The sequence below is a fragment of the Nocardioides sp. Root240 genome, from assembly GCF_001428825.1.
Lineage (GTDB): Bacteria > Actinomycetota > Actinomycetes > Propionibacteriales > Nocardioidaceae > Nocardioides.
Genome location: NZ_LMIT01000001.1, coordinates 287226 through 303575, shown reverse-complemented (window position 1 = coordinate 303575; position 16350 = coordinate 287226). Strand labels below are relative to the sequence as shown.

18 protein-coding genes are annotated in these 16350 nt (G+C 73.6%); 11 read left to right on the top strand and 7 right to left on the bottom strand.

Annotated elements, in window-relative coordinates:
• The first annotated feature begins 22 nt into the window (after window positions 1-22).
• Complete coding sequence (locus ASE20_RS01385) at window positions 23-1360, top strand: class II 3-deoxy-7-phosphoheptulonate synthase (RefSeq protein WP_056892735.1); 1338 nt, start codon at window positions 23-25, stop codon at window positions 1358-1360.
• A 172-nt stretch (window positions 1361-1532) separates the two neighbouring features.
• On the opposite strand, the gene ASE20_RS01380 is transcribed toward ASE20_RS01385, so the two are convergent.
• From ASE20_RS01380 to pknB, 4 genes are all read right to left on the bottom strand, one after another.
• Entirely contained in the window at window positions 1533-2531 is a 999-nt protein-coding gene (locus tag ASE20_RS01380) for a zinc ribbon domain-containing protein (protein WP_056892734.1), read from the bottom strand.
• Window positions 2532-2594: 63 nt separating this feature from the next.
• Window positions 2595-3077 (bottom strand): SRPBCC family protein, encoded by a 483-nt coding sequence (locus tag ASE20_RS01375; protein ID WP_056892733.1) that lies wholly within the window; start codon window positions 3075-3077, stop codon window positions 2595-2597.
• Between the two features lie 71 nt (window positions 3078-3148).
• Window positions 3149-4054: a DMT family transporter gene (locus ASE20_RS01370; RefSeq protein ID WP_056892732.1), complete on the bottom strand. Its 906-nt coding sequence runs from the start codon at window positions 4052-4054 to the stop codon at window positions 3149-3151.
• Window positions 4044-6140, bottom strand: coding sequence for a Stk1 family PASTA domain-containing Ser/Thr kinase (pknB, locus tag ASE20_RS01365; protein WP_225868997.1), 2097 nt, complete (start codon window positions 6138-6140; stop codon window positions 4044-4046). Before pknB ends, ASE20_RS01370 begins: the two co-directional genes overlap by 11 nt.
• A gap of 147 nt (window positions 6141-6287) precedes the next feature.
• On the opposite strand from pknB, the gene ASE20_RS01360 reads away from it, so the two are divergent.
• From ASE20_RS01360 to ASE20_RS01345, 4 genes are all read left to right on the top strand, one after another.
• Window positions 6288-6668 carry an Rv2175c family DNA-binding protein gene (locus ASE20_RS01360; protein ID WP_056892730.1) on the top strand — a complete coding sequence of 127 codons (381 nt, stop codon included), beginning with the start codon at window positions 6288-6290 and terminating at the stop codon, window positions 6666-6668.
• 3 nt (window positions 6669-6671) lie between these two features.
• Window positions 6672-7154: a ribonuclease domain-containing protein gene (locus ASE20_RS01355; RefSeq protein WP_056892729.1), complete on the top strand. Its 483-nt coding sequence runs from the start codon at window positions 6672-6674 to the stop codon at window positions 7152-7154.
• Between the two features lie 61 nt (window positions 7155-7215).
• Window positions 7216-7629 (top strand): barstar family protein, encoded by a 414-nt coding sequence (locus ASE20_RS01350; RefSeq protein ID WP_056892728.1) that lies wholly within the window; start codon window positions 7216-7218, stop codon window positions 7627-7629.
• Between the two features lie 75 nt (window positions 7630-7704).
• Window positions 7705-8535, top strand: a complete 831-nt coding sequence (locus tag ASE20_RS01345) for a methyltransferase domain-containing protein (RefSeq protein WP_056892727.1) — start codon at window positions 7705-7707, stop codon at window positions 8533-8535.
• A 22-nt stretch (window positions 8536-8557) separates the two neighbouring features.
• On the opposite strand, the gene ASE20_RS01340 is transcribed toward ASE20_RS01345, so the two are convergent.
• Complete coding sequence (locus ASE20_RS01340) at window positions 8558-9646, bottom strand: polyprenyl synthetase family protein (RefSeq protein ID WP_056892726.1); 1089 nt, start codon at window positions 9644-9646, stop codon at window positions 8558-8560.
• A gap of 76 nt (window positions 9647-9722) precedes the next feature.
• On the opposite strand from ASE20_RS01340, the gene metF reads away from it, so the two are divergent.
• Window positions 9723-10613, top strand: a complete 891-nt coding sequence (gene metF, locus ASE20_RS01335; RefSeq protein WP_056892725.1) for a methylenetetrahydrofolate reductase [NAD(P)H] — start codon at window positions 9723-9725, stop codon at window positions 10611-10613.
• 17 nt (window positions 10614-10630) lie between these two features.
• Here the strand turns inward: metF and ASE20_RS01330 are convergent, their stop codons facing one another.
• Window positions 10631-11947, bottom strand: a complete 1317-nt coding sequence (locus ASE20_RS01330; RefSeq protein ID WP_056892724.1) for a phytoene desaturase family protein — start codon at window positions 11945-11947, stop codon at window positions 10631-10633.
• A gap of 15 nt (window positions 11948-11962) precedes the next feature.
• The gene (locus ASE20_RS01325; RefSeq protein ID WP_056892723.1) at window positions 11963-12436 is read right to left on the bottom strand and encodes a YbaK/EbsC family protein; all 474 of its coding nucleotides are present in this window, start codon (window positions 12434-12436) and stop codon (window positions 11963-11965) included.
• 59 nt (window positions 12437-12495) lie between these two features.
• On the opposite strand from ASE20_RS01325, the gene ASE20_RS01320 reads away from it, so the two are divergent.
• The 5 genes from ASE20_RS01320 to ASE20_RS01300 all read left to right on the top strand — a co-directional run bounded on the left by ASE20_RS01320 (window position 12496) and on the right by ASE20_RS01300 (window position 16159).
• Window positions 12496-12954 (top strand): hypothetical protein, encoded by a 459-nt coding sequence (locus ASE20_RS01320; protein ID WP_056892722.1) that lies wholly within the window; start codon window positions 12496-12498, stop codon window positions 12952-12954.
• A 114-nt stretch (window positions 12955-13068) separates the two neighbouring features.
• Window positions 13069-13533: an SAV_6107 family HEPN domain-containing protein gene (locus tag ASE20_RS01315; RefSeq protein WP_225868996.1), complete on the top strand. Its 465-nt coding sequence runs from the start codon at window positions 13069-13071 to the stop codon at window positions 13531-13533.
• 56 nt (window positions 13534-13589) lie between these two features.
• On the top strand, window positions 13590-14303 hold the full coding sequence (locus ASE20_RS01310; protein WP_056892721.1) for a methyltransferase domain-containing protein: 714 nt from the start codon (window positions 13590-13592) through the stop codon (window positions 14301-14303).
• Between the two features lie 42 nt (window positions 14304-14345).
• The gene (gene dinB / locus ASE20_RS01305) at window positions 14346-15617 is read left to right on the top strand and encodes a DNA polymerase IV (RefSeq protein WP_200952673.1); all 1272 of its coding nucleotides are present in this window, start codon (window positions 14346-14348) and stop codon (window positions 15615-15617) included.
• A 92-nt stretch (window positions 15618-15709) separates the two neighbouring features.
• Window positions 15710-16159, top strand: coding sequence for a DUF3040 domain-containing protein (locus ASE20_RS01300; RefSeq protein WP_056892720.1), 450 nt, complete (start codon window positions 15710-15712; stop codon window positions 16157-16159).
• The last annotated feature ends 191 nt before the right edge of the window (window positions 16160-16350 follow it).

Genomic DNA, 16350 nt, shown 5'->3' with positions numbered 1-16350 from the left:
TGCCGCGCCGTAAACTCGTCGCGTGAGCACCCTTCCGTCCCTCGAGCAGTTGCACGCCATCGGCGCGAAGCAGCAGCCCACCTACGACGACCCTGCGGCCCTGGCCGCTGTCGTCGACCGGCTGCGCACGCTTCCCCCGCTGGTCTTTGCGGGCGAGTGCGACGAGCTCAAGGCCAAGATCGCCGCCGCCAGCCGTGGTGAGGCCTTCCTGCTCCAGGGCGGCGACTGCGCGGAGACCTTCGTCGACGCGACCGCCGACAACACCCGCAACAAGCTGCGGGTCCTGCTGCAGATGGCGGTCGTGCTGACCTACGCCGCGTCGGTCCCGGTCGTCAAGGTCGGCCGCCTCGCCGGCCAGTACGCCAAGCCGCGCTCGTCCAACGACGAGACGCGCGACGGCGTCACCCTGCCGGCCTACCGCGGCGACGCGGTCAACGGCTTCGAGTTCACCCCGGAGTCGCGGCGCCACGACCCGCAGCGCCTCCTCGACGTCTACCACGCGTCCGCGTCGACGCTGAACCTCGTGCGGGCCTTCACCACCGGTGGCTACGCCGACCTGCGCCAGGTCCACACGTGGAACTCCGAGTTCGTGCGCAACAGCCCGGTCGGCCAGCACTACGAGGCGATGGCCGCCGAGATCGACCGCGCACTCACCTTCATGCAGGCGATCGGCGCCGACCCGGACGAGTTCCACCGCGTCGACTTCTACTCCTCGCACGAGGCGCTGCTCATGGAGTACGAGCACGCGATGACGCGCATCGACTCGCGCACCGAGCAGCCCTACAACGTCTCCGGCCACATGGTCTGGATCGGCGAGCGCACCCGCCAGCTCGACGGCGCGCACGTCGAGTACTTCAGCCACATCCGCAACCCCATCGGCTGCAAGCTCGGCCCGACGGCGACCGCCGACGACGCGCTGGCGCTGGCCGCCCGGCTGAACCCGACCAACGAGCCGGGCCGGCTGACCTTCATCACCCGCTTCGGTGCGGGCAAGATCCGCGACGGCCTGCCGCCGCTGGTCGAGAAGGTCACCGCCGAGGGTGTCGACGTGGCGTGGGTGTGCGACGCGATGCACGGCAACACCTTCGAGGCCTCCAACGGCTACAAGACGCGCCGGTTCGAGGACGTCCTCGACGAGGTCCTCGGCTTCTTCGAGGTCCACCGCGCCCTGGGCACCGTCCCGGCCGGCATCCTGGTCGAGAACACCGGCGACGACGTCACCGAGATCATCGGCGGCGGCGAGCAGCTCGACGAGCTCGGCCTCGCCCACCGCTACGAGTCGGTCGTCGACCCGCGCCTCAACCGCGTGCAGTCCCTGGAGCTCGCCTTCCAGGTCGCGGAGAACCTCCGCCGCAAGTGAGCGCCGCCCGGATCGCGACTCGCCTCGACGTGTCCCGCGCGGACGCGGAGGCTGCCGCGACGGTGCTCGCCGGTCTCCTCGACTGACCGTCCCGATTGGGCAGGAACCGCATCTCCGGGACCCGAGATGTTGCGGTTTGGTCCCAAACCGCAGCAGGTGTCTCAGCAGGTGGTCAGGCCGCAGTGCCGAGGAAGCGGACCTCGCTGATCGCGGTGAAGTCACGCCCGGCCGTGCCCGCGCCGGGCTCGCTGACGGCCAGCAGGTGCACCGTGACCGTCCGCGTCGCGACCGCGCCGATCTGCGCCATCTGGACCTGCCTGTCGTCGCCGAGCTCCTGGGTGATCCGGGTGCCGTCGTCGAACTCCCACTGGACCGTGCGGATGCGCCGGTTGGCGGCGTACCAGTCGTTGGGGCCGTCGACCTTGGCGTAGCCGTTGATCATGCCGACCTCGGTGAGGACGACGTCGCGGCCGAGGTCGAAGGTGATCGTCTGGCCGGTGCCGTCGCCGGGCATCCGCCACGTGGTGCGGGCCTTGCCGTCCCACATCTTGCGCGCGCTGTAGCGGACCGGACGGTTGTTGCTGTCGCGGCTCGGCGGCGCGACCGCGGGCACCTCGGCACGGATGCCGGTGGTCAGGTCGACGACGTCGACCGGGTCGGGGGGCGCGACCGGGGCGCCGGTGCCGGTGCTGTCGGGCTGCTCGGGCTCGGACGGCGGCGCGGCGTCGTCGGACGGGGCACCGGCGCTCGGGCCGTCGCTCGACCGCTCGTCGGCGGCCTTGTCGTCGTCCCCGCCGCTCGCGAGGAGGAACCCGCCCAGCCCCGCGATCACCGCGAGCAACGCCAGACCGACCAGCCACGGCAGCCAGCCCGGCGTGCCGCGTCGCTCAGCGGGCATCGCCGGCGGGGGCAGGATGGCGGGCGGTGCGTCCGGCGCTCGTACGACGGTCGGCTCGCCGTCCGCGAAGAGGGGGTAGCGCGCCTGCGGCGGCAGCTGGGTCGCGGGCGGCGGGACGGTGGGCCCTGCGGTGGCACCGACCTCCGCAGGGGTCGCTCCGAGACCGGGCGTCGCCTCGGGGTGTCGGCCGGGCACCGGCTTGCCACAGTTGGTGCAGAAGCGCCCGACCCCGAGCTCGTGCCCGCAGCTGGTGCAGTACGTCGGGGTGCTCATCGCGGCCTCACCGTACCCTGAGCGGGCCCCGGCAGGCCGGTCGAAGACGAGACCGGCGACCCGTCAGCCGGTCATGGCGCGACGGCAGGCCTCGGCCTCGATGTCCTCCAGGTCGTGCTCCAGGACCTTGCGGCTCTGGTCGTAGCTGAACCCGCCGAAGACCGCCCAGATCGCGCGCGACACGGGCGAGCGGTGGCTCATCTCGACCGTGGTCGTCATCGCCAGGCGGGTGCGCTGGCGGTCCGGTCCGGCGGGCGTGAGCCGGTAGGCCGTGCGGATCACGTCGTCGCCGACCTCGGCCTCGACCACCGTGCGCAGCGGCGGCTCGGACTCGACCACCTGCAGGCGCTCGGGACCGTGGTGCCCGAAGAGCGTACGGCGCTCGCGCCACGACGTGCCGACGTCGTAGCCGCCCTCGGTCAGCAGCTCGCTCTCGCTGACGCTGCGCAGCACCGTGTCGGCGTGCGCGATGTCGGTGATGACGTCCCAGACCTGCTCCGGCGGAGCCGGGATGGTGGTGTGGACGTGGATGATGTGACCGGCCATGGTGCTCTCCTCAGGGACACCCCCCAGACCTCCATGGTGCGCCCGGCCCGCACGGAAATCCAGCCTCGCGGTCACACGGCGAGGTGGGTGACCTCGCCCTCGATGTGCCGGCGTGGCAGCGCCTCCACCACCAGCATCGCCATCAGCACCATCACCCCGCCGAGGACCATCCGGCCGGTCACCGACTCCCCGCCGAGCAGGACCGCGAAGAACGCCGCGAACACCGGCTCCATGCTCATGATGATCGCGCTGCGGGTCGGCGGCAGGTGGGACTGCGCCCACGTCTGCGCGAGCATCGCGGCTGCGCCGGCCACCAGGGCCATGTAGATCAGGGACGCCCAGTCGCTGCCACGCTCCGGCAGCACGATGCCCGCCTCGCCCGACACCAGCGCGGCCACGAGGCAGATGCCGGCGATCACCAGCACCTGCAGGATCGACATGCCGATCGCGTCCGCCGGCGTCGACCACGCGCCGAGTCCGACGATGTGCGCGGCGTACAGCAACGCCGCGACCAGGGTGATCGCCTCGCCGTACCCGATCGAGAGGCCGTCGAGCGTCAGCACCCCGAGCCCTGCGGTCGCCAGCACCACCGCGGCCCAGGTGCCTGCATTGATCCGGGTCCGCAGCACGGCCGCCGCCAGCACCGGGGTCGCGACGACGTACAGGCCGGTGATGAAGCCGGACACACTGGCCGGGGTGTGAGCGAGGCCGGCGGTCTGCAGGATCTGCGCGACGCCGTACAGGGCGCCGAGCACCAGCGCCCGACGCCGTACGTCGGCGGACAGGCGGGCGATCGCGCGCGGCGCCGCCAGCAGCATCACCGCCCCGGCGAGGAGGAAGCGGACGGCCAGGAAGTCGACGGTCGGGACCCGTTCGAGCAGGTCCTTGATCAGGAAGAAGGTCGAGCCCCAGCACGCGGTCATGCCCAGCAGGGCCAGCGTCGCGAGCAGGACCGGACGCCGGGCCTCAGACGACATAGAGGATGACGGTGCTGCCCTTGCGCACCCGGGTGCCCGAGCCCGGATCGGTGTCCCAGGCGACCTGGCCGGTCAGGTAGATGGTCGCCTTCTGCTTGTCGACGTCGAAGCCGAGGTCCTCGAGCTTCTCGATGGCGGCGCTGGTCGACATGTACCGGACCGACGGGACGGTGACGAGCTCCGGTCCCTTCGAGACGACGAGCTCGATCTTGTCGCCCCGGTAGACGACCCCCGACGCCGGGGTGTGGCTGATGACGTGCCCCTCGGGGATGTCGTCGCTGTACTCGGTGTCGGTGACCTTCACCTGCAGGCCGCGCTTCTCCAGCGCCTTCTCGAGCTTGTCGGCGTCCTTGCCGACCCACTTGCCGACCTTGATCGGCTGCTTGCCCTTGCTGACCACGACGGAGATCGCGGTCGAGACGGGCAGCGCCTTGGCGGCGGGCGTGCCGAAGGCGGGGTTGCTACGGACGATCTGCCCCTTGGGTACGGTCTCGGAGTACTTCGGGACCTGGCGGCCGAGCACCATCTTGACCTCGGCGAGCCTGTCCTCGGCCTGGTCGACGGTGAGGCCGGCGAGGTCGGGGACGTCGTAGACCTCCGGGCCGCGCGAGACGGTCAGCGTCACGTCGTCGCCGGGGAGGATGCGGGCGCCCGGGCGCGGGTCGGTCGACACGACGACGCCGGGCTCGACGCTGTCGGAGTAGACCTGCTCGACGTCGGTGCCGAGGCCGGCGTCGTCGAGCTTCGCCTCGGCGGCGGCCTGCTCGAGCCCCACCACGCTCGGGGTCGAGGTGTAGCGGCCCCAGCCGAACCAGTAGCCGCCGGCCGCGACGGCAGCCACCAGCAGGACGACCACCAGCGCGAGCGCCAGCCCACGCCTGCTGCGGCGCTGCACCGGGCGGCCGCCGTCGTCGGGGATCGGCCGGCTGGGCCGGGGTGTCGGGGGCGGCGGTGCCGGGGGACCGGACTCGATCACCGTCGTCTGCTCGCGCACCGTCGTCTGCTCGCGACCGGGCGCCGGCAGCAGGTCGGGCATGCCGTCCCACAGGGAGCTGACCGGCTCGGGGGTGGTGTCGCTGCCGACCTCCTCGGCGGCCTCCACCGCGCGAGCCGTCGGCAGCAGGTCGGCGACCAGCTCGGGGTCCTCGCGGACACCGTCGTGCAGAGCCTGGACCACGCGGCGCACGTGGTGCATCAGCACCGTCGCGTCGGAGGGGCGCAGGCTGGGGTCGCGGGTCGTCGCGCGGGCGACCAGCGCGTCGACGTACGCCGGGATGCCCGGGACGACGGTCGACGGCAGGGGGACGTCGTGGTGCACGTGCCGGTAGGCCACCGCGATCGGCGTCTCGCCGGTGTGCGGCTTGGTGCCGGTGAGCAGCTCGAACAGGATCACGCCGACGGCGTACACGTCGGCGCGGGCGTCGGCCCGCTGCTCGACGACCAGCTCGGGGGCGAGGTAGGACACGGTTCCGATCAGCACGCCGCTGGTCGCGGTGTGCTGGGTCTCGGACGAGACGGCCCTCGCGAGGCCGAAGTCGGCGACCTTGATCCGGCCGTCGTCGGCGATCAGCACGTTCTCGGGCTTCACGTCGCGGTGGATCAGGCCCGCACGGTGCGCCGAGGCGAGCGCGGAGAGCACCGGGTCCAGGATCGCGAGGGCCCGCTCGGGCGACATCGGCGCTTCCTTGCTGATCGTGTCGCGCAGGGTGTGGCCGGGGACGTACTCCATGACGAGGTACGTCGTGCCGTCGCTCTCGTCGCGGCCCTGGTCGAACACCGCGACCACGTTCGGGTGCGAGAGGCGGGCGGCGGCCTTGGCCTCGCGCACGAAGCGCCGCGCGAACGAGTCGTCGTCCTGGGTCGCGTCGCCGAGACCGGGGTGCATGATCTTGACCGCGACGGTCCGGTCGAGGCGGGTGTCGACGGCCTCGTAGACGCTGGCCATGCCGCCGCGGGCGATCCGCGGGCCGATCCGGTAGCGGCCGTCGAGGAGCCGGCCGTACTGGTGGTCCTCGGTGCGGGCCGCTCCTGCGGGGTCGCCGGTCCGCGCGGCGGCGTCGCCGCGAGCACGCTTGTCTTCGTGCACAGCGACCCTCCTGTGCATGCTCCGCTGGACCGGCCGGGGAAGTGGCCGGGAGGGGACATCGTACGGCGCACGTCCTCACACTCCCGGTGGCCACGCCGGTGTGATCCCGACCGCCTCCTCGTGCGCGGGTTGGGGGAAGATGGCCCCATGAGCGACATCCCCCTTGCCCAGCAGGACCTCGTCACCCTCGTCGACGCGTGGCTGTCCTGGGACGAGGCCGCCGAGCTGCTCGGCGTCACGCCGGCCAAGGTGCGCACGATGGTGCGCGAGCACCAGCTCGCCGCCGCCGTTCCCGGCGAGCCCGGCCAGGGCGTGCGCCAGGGCATCCCCGCCCTGTTCATCGTCGACGGCGAGCCGGTGAAGGGCCTGCCCGGCCTGCTCACCTCGCTGCACGACCAGGGCTTCGACGACCGCGAGTGCATCGCGTGGATCTTCCTCGACGCCGACCTCCCCGGCCGCCCGATCGACGCGCTGCACGAGAACCGCGGCGCGGAGGCCAAGCGGCGGGCCCAGGCGCTCGGGTTCTGACGCGTGTCGCGTCGTACGACCAAGGCGATCTCGACGGTCGTCACGGTCCTGCTGCTGGTCGCCGTGTGGTGGCTGCAGAGCCGCGACGACGACGCCTCGGACACCGGGCGGGCCGACGACCGCTCGTCGGTCGCGGCGTCCAGCACGCCGACGCCCGCACCGTCCCGCACCTCCGAGCCGCAGCAGGCCGACCGTGACGAGGACGGCCTGCCGTACGTCGACCTCGCCGACCTGCCGCCCGAGGCCGCCGAGACGGTCGAGCTGATCGACGCCGGCGGTCCGTTCCCGTACCCCGGCAAGGACGGGTCCACCTTCGGCAACTTCGAGGGTGTGCTGCCCGACCGCGGCCGCGGCTACTACGCCGAGTACACCGTCGAGACGCCCGGCCTCGACCACCGCGGCGCCCGGCGGATCATCGCGGGCGACGAGGGAGAGCTGTACTGGACCGAGGACCACTACGCGTCCTTCGAGAGGATCCGGCCATGAACCACCCCACGGAGTTCTCCGCTTCGCTCCTCCAGCGCACGACTCCGCGGGGACCCCGGACATGAGCGGCCTCGCCGCGGTCCTCGCCGGCCGCCGCACCGCGGGCGTGCACCGCTGGGAGTCCGCGCTCGACGTCGACGACGTCCGCGCGGCCACCGAGCACGCCGGCTGGGCGTTCGCCCACCTCGACGGCGCCGGCCGCGAGTCCCTGCCGGACGTCCTCCGGGCGCTCGGCGAGGCGCTCGCGTTCCCCGCGCACTACGGGCAGAACCTCGACGCCCTCAACGACTGCCTGCGCGACCTCGCCGGCCCGACGGTGCTGCTGTGGGACGCGTGGGGCGGCTTCGCGCGCGCCGACCTGCGGTGGTTCCCCGTCGTCGTCGACGTCCTCGCGCACCGCGGCGACGACGACCCGCCGATCGAGGTCCTGCTCCGCGGTCCGGGACCCGACGACGCCGTACCGCTGCTGGACTGAGCCAGGCTGGGCCAGGCTGGGCAACCACCCGTCCGGGCCATGGGCAAGCCGGCGGCCCGTGGCTAGGTTCGGGACATGGCCGACACCGACGCGCTGGCGGGGCTGACCGCCACGTCCTTCCATCGCGGGAACGTCGCCGAGGACGCCTCGGCCGACACCGCGGGCCAGGTCTTCGTGCTCGACATGCAGGAGTCCCTGCCGGGCGTGCTGCGCCTGCGCGACTGGGCGATGGCCGCGCTGGACCCGCAGCCGGGCGAGACGGCGGTCGACGTCGGCAGCGGCACCGGCGCGGAGGTACGACGCCTCGCCGCCGCGGTCGGGGAGTCGGGGCGGGCGATCGGCATCGAGCCGCACGCCGGGCTGCGGGCGGTCGCGACCGAGCGGTCCTCCGGCACGGGCGCGACGTACCTCGACGCGGAGGCGACGGACCTGCCGTTCGAGGACGCCAGCGTCGACGTCGTCCGGTGTGAGCGGGTCTTCCAGCACCTGACCGATCCGGCCGGTGCGGTGGGCGAGTTCGCCCGGGTGCTGCGGCCCGGCGGCCGCCTGGTCGTCATCGACTCCGACTGGGGCACGGCGGTCCAGACGCCCGGCGACCCCGAGCTCCTCCGACGCCTCTGGGACTTCCGCGACAGCCAGTCCCCGAACCCGCACGCGGGCCGCCACCTGCCCGGCCAGCTCGTCCGGACCGGCCTGACCGTCGACCCCGACGTCGCCGCCACGGCGGTCGTCCCGCCGCCCGGGGCGCTGCTGGTGCTCGTGCAGAAGTCCCTCGAGGACGCCCGGGCCGCCGGCGTGGTCACGCAGGCCGAGTGCGATCAGCTGGTCGACGAGATCCGGGCCGCCCAGGACGCGGGACAGGCATTCATGGCGGTCACGATGTTCGCGGTGCTGGGCCGCGTCTGAAGGATCCGCGTGACGGACCGGGTCAGCGGATCCGTCGGGTCGCCGCCGTCGCGAGCTGCTCGAGGACCTGGCAGGCGCCGGCGTCCCAGCCCTCCTCGGCCTGACCGGCCCGGAGCGCGCCGACGGCCTGCGTCGCGAGGTCGTCGATCATCGTCTCGACCTGCTCGCGCGCGCCGCAGCCGTCGATGATGGCGCGCAACCCGGCGATCTCGGCCTCGCCGAGCGGCGTGCCCAGGGCGGCGTCGAGACGGGCGGCGTCCTCGGGGGAGGCGGCGTCGATCGCGAGCGCGACCAGGACCGTGCGCTTGCCCTCGACCAGGTCGTCGCCGGCGGGCTTGCCGGTCGTGGCCGGGTCGCCGAAGACGCCGAGCAGGTCGTCGCGCAGCTGGAAGGCCTCGCCGAGCGGGAGGCCGAAGGCGGTGAGCCGGTCGAGGGTCGCGGCGTCGGCGCCGGCGAGCGCGGCACCGACGTGCAGCGGGCGCTCGATGGAGTACTTCGCCGACTTGTAGCGCAGCACCGTCGTGGCCTGGGCGACCGAGGCCCGGCCGCGGGCCTGCACGGAGACGTCCAGGAACTGGCCGGCGATCACCTCGGAGCGGCACAGGTCGAACACCTCGAGCGCGGGGCCGACCCGCTCCCAGCCCAGGCCGCAGCGCCGGACCAGCTCGTCGGCCCACGACAGCAACAGGTCGCCGAGCAGGATGGCGGCCGCGGCGCCGTACTGGACCGGGTCGCCGCGCCAGCCGTCGGCGCGGTGCTCGGCCTCGAAGCCGCGGTGCGTCGCGGCCCGGCCGCGGCGGGTGTCGGAGGCGTCCATCAGGTCGTCGTGGACGAGGGCGCTGGCGTGCAGCAGCTCGAGGGCGGCGGACGCGCGCAGCACCGCGGCGGCGTCGGTGCCGCTGGGGACGCCGGCGACGGCGGCGTACCCCCACTGGCAGAAGGCGGCCCGGAAGCGCTTGCCGCCGGAGACCGTGGCGCGGGCCTCGGTGAGCAGGCGGGCCGCGTCGGCGCCGAGCGGCGCGAGCCGGTCGGTCTGCTCGGCCAGGAAGGCGTCGAGCGTGGCCTGGACCTCGGCTCGGAAGGAGGTCGGGTCCCAGCGCTGCTCAGTCACCCGGTCACAGTAGTGAAGCGTCACAGTTGCCGAGATGCCCGGGTCGGCGAGGTCAGGTCGACCTACACTGCGGCCCATGGTGACTGGTGCAGGTCGTTCGCTCGGGGAGCTCATCCGTGAGGGTGGGCGCTCGTACTCCTTCGAGTTCTTCCCTCCCAAGGACGAGGCCGGCGAGGCCCAGCTGTGGGAGGCGATCCGCGCGCTCGAGCCGTACCGCCCGACCTTCGTCTCGGTGACCTACGGCGCCGGCGGCAGCACCCGCGACAAGACGGTCGCGATCACCGGCCGCATCGCCCGCGAGACCTCGCTCATCCCGATGGCGCACCTGACCTGCGTCGGCCACACCCGTGACGAGCTCGAGAGCATCCTCGACGCCTACGACGCGGAGGGCGTCGCCCACGTGCTGGCGCTGCGCGGCGACCCGCAGGAGGGCCCGCGTGCCGACTGGACGCCCACCGACGGCGGCCTCAACTACGCCGTCGAGTTGGTCGAGCTGGCCCGGGCCCGCGGCAGCTTCCGCGTCGGCGTCGCGGCCTTCCCGGAGGGCCACCCGTCGGCGGAGTCGCTGGACCACGACGCCGACGTGCTGGTCGCGAAGGCGAGGGCCGGCGCGGAGTTCGCGGTGACCCAGATGTTCTTCCGCGCCTCCGACTACTTCGGCCTCGTCGAGCGGGTCCGCGCCCGCGGCGTCGACATGCCGATCCTCCCGGGCATCATGCCGATCCTGAACCTGAGCGCCATCCGCCGCCAGGGCGAGCTGATCGGCACCAGCGTGCCGGAGGAGATCGTCGAGCGGATCAGCGCCCACGACGGTGATGCGGCCGCCGTGCGCGCCGAGGGCATCCGGATCGCGGCCGAGCTGTGCGACGAGCTGCTCGCGGGCGGCGCCCCGGGCCTGCACTTCTACACGCTGAACCGCTCCAAGGCGACGCTCGAGATCTTCGAGGCGCTGCAGATCACGGTCTGACGCGCCCGGGGTACCCGTCAGGCCGGCCCGATCAGCCCCGCCACCAGCGCGGCCGACTGGGCCACGAAGGGCACGCCGGCGCCCGGGGCACCGTGCGCACCGGCGAGGTAGAGGCCGGCGACCGGCGTGGTCGGGCCGAGCCGGGCGCGGACCGTGCCCCGGCCCTGCCACAGCACGCCCATCGGTGAGCCGCGCCACTGCTCGACGAGGTCGCGCGGGGTGAGGTCCACGCGGGTGACGATGTTGTCGCGGACGTCGAGGCCGTGCCGCACCAGCGCGGACACCATGTCCTCCGCGATCTTGCCGCGCCCGTGCAGGGTCCACGCGGTGCCGCCCTCGGGGGCGCTGACGCCGGGCCGCACGATGATCATGGGCTCGGCGTTGAACACGATCTCGTGGGTCAACGGGGGTACGTCGCCCCTGAGGCCGAGGTGGGACACCACCGGGGGGATGGCGGGCATCGTCCTCTCGACGTACGTCGCCAGGGACGGCAGGCGGCGCGGGTCGACCGCGACCACGACGGCGTCGGCGTCGGCATCGCCCTCGTTGGTGCGGACCGCGACCACGCGGCCGTCGCGGACCACGACGTCGGTGACCTCGACCCCGGTGCGGACGGTGACCTCGCGCAGCGCGAGCCGGGCCTCGAGCAGCTCGGCGACGCGGCCCATCCCGCCGGGGACCCGCCAGGCGCCGAAGGTCTGCTCCAGGTAGCTGCTCACACCCACCCACGACGGCACGTTGCGCAGGTCGTGCCCCTCGGCCGTCGGCACGTGGCCGGCGACCAGTGCGAGCCGCTCGTCGCGGAAGTCGTGGCGCAGCCGCTTGAACAGCGTCTCGCGGATGTTGAAGAGGTCGTCGAGCTCCTTGGGCAGGCTGCGGCGGTCGGCGGGGGTCGTCGGCGCCTCGACGTAGTGGCGGCGCAGGATGTCCCAGACGGCGTCGTAGATGTCCACGTGCCGGGCCCAGACCTCGCCGAGCCCGGGGCCCAGCTCGTCGAAGGCCGCGATCTGGTCGGCGCGCGAGCCGCCCGGCAGCCGCACCGAGGTGCGGTCGGCGAAACGGTGCTCACGGATCACCGGCAGCGGCTCGAGGTCGCCGCCGAGCTCGTTCTCGATCGGGCGGCCCGACTTGCGGAACAGGTCGCGCAGCGCGGCCGGGACCAGCGTGCTGGCGGGGCCGGCGTCCCAGCGGTAGCCGTCCTGCTCGACCGGCGCCAGGGCGCCCCCGAGCCGGTGGGACGCCTCCAGGAGGGCGACCTCGTGGCCCTGCTTGGCCAGCCGGGCGGCCGCGGCCGACCCGCCCAGCCCGCCACCGATGACGACGATGCGTGCCATGTGCTCGTGGTGCTCCTACTCGACCTGGAGGGGAGTCGCCCCGGTCAGGGCGAGCAGCTCGTCGTACGACGTGGAGAAGACCGCTGCGGGATGGCCGGCCGCGGCCCAGACCACGTCGTGGCGCTGCAGCCAGGTGTCGAGGTACGTCGGCACCGGTGCCGGGTGCCCGATCGGCGACACGCCGCCGATCACCTGGCCGGTGTGCTCGCGGACCAGCTCCGGGCTCGCCCGGCGCAGCGTGCCGCGGCCGATCCGCTCGCTCGTGAGGGCGGTGTCGACGCGGTGATCACCCGAGGTGAGGATCAGGACCGGAGTTCCGTCGGCATCGAAGAGCAGACTGTTCGCGATCGCCCCCACCTCGCAGCCGAGCGCCTCGGCGGCCAGTGCGGCGGTGTGGACCGAGTCAGGCAGAATGACGATCTCGCCCGTACCGCCGCGGAGCTCGTGCTCGGCGCGGAAGCGGGCGATCGAGGGATGCTCGGCCGACATGGGGGAGACCCTATCGAGGCGGTGCGCCCCCCGCGCCGCAGCCGACACAGGAGGAATGGATGACCAAGCGACCGCCGGCGGTCGATGTCGCGTGCTGGCTGCTGTGGTTCCTGGTCGCAGCAGGCCTGGCCGTGTGCGTGATGGTCGTCGTCCAGCGCGACGACCTCGGTGCGGTCTGGTCGCCGATGCAGGTCGGTGACAGCACGGTCCAGCCGGTCGAGTTCGTGCCGGTCATCCTGGTCCTCTACGGCGTCACCGCACTCCTGGCGATGACGCTGATCGCCCTCTTCCGCACCGGCTACAACTGGGCCCGGCACGCGCTGGCGGCCGTCGTCGTCGGCGTCTTCCTCGTCACCGTCGCGACCGTGCGCACCGACCCACCGCGGCTGGTCGAGTGGGCCGCGATCGCGGGCGCGGTGATCTGCGCCGTCACGCTCGTCTTCATCTGGCACCCGCAGTCGCGTCAGTTCGTGCGCGAGGCGGCCCGCGCGGCCCACGAGCCGCACCCCGAGGGCTGAGCGCCCCTCCGGCAGCCCCGTTCGCCCAGATGCGCTCTTGACCTTGTGTCGGAGCCCGGGTGTACCTTCGAAGTGTTCGAACAGATGTTCGAACACCACTCGAAGGAGATGCCCGTGGTCACGCAGCAGCACGCCTCGTCGTTCCCCGTCGGTCCGGACACCCTGCCCGCGACCACGCACAACTACCTCCTGCGCTCGGCGGAGTCGCTGAGCGAGGCGGTCGCGTCCATCGACGTCGCCACCCGCTACGCGTGCGCCCACGTGGCGGCCCTGCGGGCAGCGGCGGCGCTGCTCTCGGCCCGTGCGCGGCCGGCCGGCCCACGTCGCCGGGCCCAGAAGAACGCCTGGGTCCTGCTCGCCGAGGTCGCGCCCGAGATGGGGGAGTGGGCCACCTTCTTCGCTGCCGGCGCCGCCAAGCGGGCCGCCGCCGAGGCCGGTTCCACCCGAGCGGTGTCCGAGCGGGAGGCCGACGACCTGGTCCGTGACGCCGACCGCTTCCTGGCGCTGGTCGAGCAGTCCCTCGGCCTCGCTCCCCACGTCCCGGTCGAGCTGCGGCTCGCCGGGCGCGTGGCGGGCTGACCGCGCTCGGCCGGTCGGGGCACGCAACCGGAGGGAGGGCCGATAGTGTTTCGGGCATGGCCTCTCGCGAGCAGCGCGGTTCGGTGCGGACCGCCGTCGTCTGGGACGCCCTCGAGGCCGCCCTCGCCGGCGGCCCGCGGGACGTGGTCGACCTCGGCGGCGGGACCGGCGGCTTCGCCGTACGGCTGGCGGAGTCGGGCCACCGGGTCCGCGTCGTCGACCCGAGCCCCGATGCCCTCGCCGCGCTCGCGCGGCGGGCGCAGGAGGTCGACCTCGAGGTCACCGGCCTGCAGGGCGACGTCACCGACCTGGTCGAGGTGGTCGGCGCCGGCACGGCCGACGTGGTGCTGTGCCACGGCGTGCTCGAGGTGGTCGATCCCGCCCTCGCCCTGGCCCGGATCGGCGAGGTGCTCCGTCCCGGCGGCCTGCTCAGCCTCGTCGTCGGTCAGCGCCACGCCGCGGTGGTCGCCCGGGCCATGGCCGGCCACTTCCAGCAGGCCCGCTCGCTTCTCGACGACCCGGAGCCGGTGGACGGGCGCACGGGTCGCCGGTTCACGGCCGGCGAGCTCGCGACCCTGCTCGCCGAGGCCGGGTTCGAGTCCACCACGGTCCACGCCGTCCGCGTCTTCACCGACCTGGTCCCCGCCGCCCTCGTCGACCTCGAGCCGGGCGCCGCAGCGGCGCTCGTCGACCTGGAGCGCGCCGTGGCCGGTCGCCCCGAGTACCTCCCGCTGGCGACCCAGCTGCACGTCCTCGCCACCCGCGCCTGATCCCAGCCCCTCCGGTGGTGCCTCGCCCCGCGGCGGCGCGCCATGACGGCGGCCGCGCCGCCGGTGTGCCCGATCCTGCACATCGACATGGACGCGTTCTACGCCTCGGTGATGATCCGCGACCGTCCTGAGCTGCACGAGGTCCCCGTCGTGGTCGGCGGTGGTCATCGCGGGGTGGTGCTCTCGGCCAACTACCCCGCGCGCCGCTTCGGCATCCGCTCCGGCATGTCCGGCACGGAGGCCCGGAAGCTGTGTCCCCAGGCCGTCACCATGCCGCCCGACTTCGCCGTGCTCACGCCGGTGTCGAAGGCGATCATGGAGACGTTCCGCACCGTCACGCCCGTCGTCGAGGTGACCTCGCTCGACGAGGCCTTCCTCGACGTGCGCGGCGCAGGTCGGTTGTTCGGCTCACCCGAGGCGATCGCGGAGCGGCTGCGCTCCCGGATCCGCGCGGAGCACGGCATCACCTGCTCGGTCGGCATCGCCGCCACGGTCTCGGTCGCCAAGCTCGGCAGCCGGCTCGCGAAGCCCGACGGCGTCCGGGTGATCGCGCCCGACCGCTTCGCCGCCGAGGTGCACCCGCTCGACGTCGGCGTCCTCCACGGCGTCGGCGAGGCCACCCGCCAGCGCCTGCACCGGCTCGGCCTGATGACCGTCGGCGACGTCGCGGCGGTCCCGGTCGACCAGCTGCGCCGGATGCTCGGGGGTCATCTCGGCGGCCACCTGCACAGCCTGGTCTGGGGCACCGACCGCAGCGAGCTGCGGCCGGGGGGAGCGGGGGTGTTCGGCTTCGGGGAGGGCGAGCCCGAGGGGAGCATGGGCTCCCAGCACACCCTCGCGGTCGACCTGACCGATCGTGCCCGCCTCCACCGCGAGCTGCTGCGACTGACCTCGAAGGTCGCCGCCCGGGCGCGCTCGGCCGGCCGGGTCGGTCGGACCGTCGCCGTGACCGTCCGGTTCTCCGACTTCACCACCGTCAACCGCTCCCGCACGCTGCCGGAGCCAACCGACGTGACCCAGGAGGTCTACGACGTCGCGGTGTCCCTCCTCGACACGCTGCTCGACGCGATGGCACCCCGGTGGCCGTCGGTGCGCCTGGTCGGTGTCCGCATCGAGGGCCTGCGCCGGGTCCGCGACGGCGACTCCCGTCAGCTCGCTCTCGGCGAGCGCGACCCCGGCTGGCCGGACGCCGATCGCGCGGTCGACCTGGCTGCCGGCCGGTTCGGCTCGTCGGCCGTGCGTCGGGCCAGCCTGCTGTCCGCCGCGGACTCCTCCCCCCGACCCCCGGGATGGCCAGTTCAGGCCATCCGGTGACGGCGAGTGCACAAATTCGGGGGACGCCCTACCCCGTCGGGAATTGCCTGCCTACACTTGGAGCACAGTTCAGCGACGTGTCGGAGGAACCGGTGCCACTCTCAGAAGAGGAGCTTCGCCTGCTCGAGCAGATGGAGCGCGCCCTCAGCGAGGAGGACCCGAAGTTCGCCTCGACCCTCCGCGGCACCACCCTGCGCCAGGCGGCCCGCCGTCGCGCCATCCTCGCTGGCGTCGTCTTCGCCGCCGGCGTGGCCGTGATGATGGGCGGCGCCGTCAGCGGCTACTGGCCCGTCGGTGTCGCCGGCTTCGTCGTGATGCTCGGCTCCGCGACCGTCTTGATGTCGGCCCTCCGCGGCCAGCGCGCCAGCGGCACCGAGCCCCACATCGCGGCCCACCCCTCGGGCTTCGGCATCGTCGACGGCGGCCGCTCCCGCAGCCCCCGCGGCCCCCGCAGCCGTGGCTCCCGCGGCCACTCCCACGGCGGCTTCATGGCCACCCTCCAGGCCCGCTGGCGCCGCCGCCGCGACAACGGCGGCTTCTGACTCCTCCTGCACGCACCCGGAGCAACGGCTGATCGAGCCTGCGCGACGGGTGATCGGCGCGCCCGAAGCCGGAGGTGAGCGGCTCGACCAAGTCGCCCGGACGCCCGACCACCTTCCCTCCAGGGGACCGGCCGTCGAAGACGGCGGGTGGGTTCCGGAGGCGCCGGACGGTGATCGGTCCCGGCGGCGAT

What these genes read in the sequence shown, in the direction of transcription:
- ASE20_RS01320 (WP_056892722.1), top strand. Translation starts at nt 12,496, where the DNA reads ATGACCAAGCGACCGCCGGCGGTCGATGTCGCGTGCTGGCTGCTGTGG.
- ASE20_RS01370 (WP_056892732.1), bottom strand. Translation starts at nt 4,054, where the DNA reads ATGTCGTCTGAGGCCCGGCGTCCGGTCCTGCTCGCGACGCTGGCCCTG.
- ASE20_RS01360 (WP_056892730.1), top strand. Translation starts at nt 6,288, where the DNA reads ATGAGCGACATCCCCCTTGCCCAGCAGGACCTCGTCACCCTCGTCGAC.
- ASE20_RS01330 (WP_056892724.1), bottom strand. Translation starts at nt 11,947, where the DNA reads ATGGCACGCATCGTCGTCATCGGTGGCGGGCTGGGCGGGTCGGCCGCG.
- ASE20_RS01310 (WP_056892721.1), top strand. Translation starts at nt 13,590, where the DNA reads ATGGCCTCTCGCGAGCAGCGCGGTTCGGTGCGGACCGCCGTCGTCTGG.
- ASE20_RS01380 (WP_056892734.1), bottom strand. Translation starts at nt 2,531, where the DNA reads ATGAGCACCCCGACGTACTGCACCAGCTGCGGGCACGAGCTCGGGGTC.
- ASE20_RS01345 (WP_056892727.1), top strand. Translation starts at nt 7,705, where the DNA reads ATGGCCGACACCGACGCGCTGGCGGGGCTGACCGCCACGTCCTTCCAT.
- ASE20_RS01325 (WP_056892723.1), bottom strand. Translation starts at nt 12,436, where the DNA reads ATGTCGGCCGAGCATCCCTCGATCGCCCGCTTCCGCGCCGAGCACGAG.
- dinB (WP_200952673.1), top strand. Translation starts at nt 14,346, where the DNA reads ATGACGGCGGCCGCGCCGCCGGTGTGCCCGATCCTGCACATCGACATG.
- ASE20_RS01375 (WP_056892733.1), bottom strand. Translation starts at nt 3,077, where the DNA reads ATGGCCGGTCACATCATCCACGTCCACACCACCATCCCGGCTCCGCCG.
- ASE20_RS01350 (WP_056892728.1), top strand. Translation starts at nt 7,216, where the DNA reads ATGAGCGGCCTCGCCGCGGTCCTCGCCGGCCGCCGCACCGCGGGCGTG.
- metF (WP_056892725.1), top strand. Translation starts at nt 9,723, where the DNA reads ATGGTGACTGGTGCAGGTCGTTCGCTCGGGGAGCTCATCCGTGAGGGT.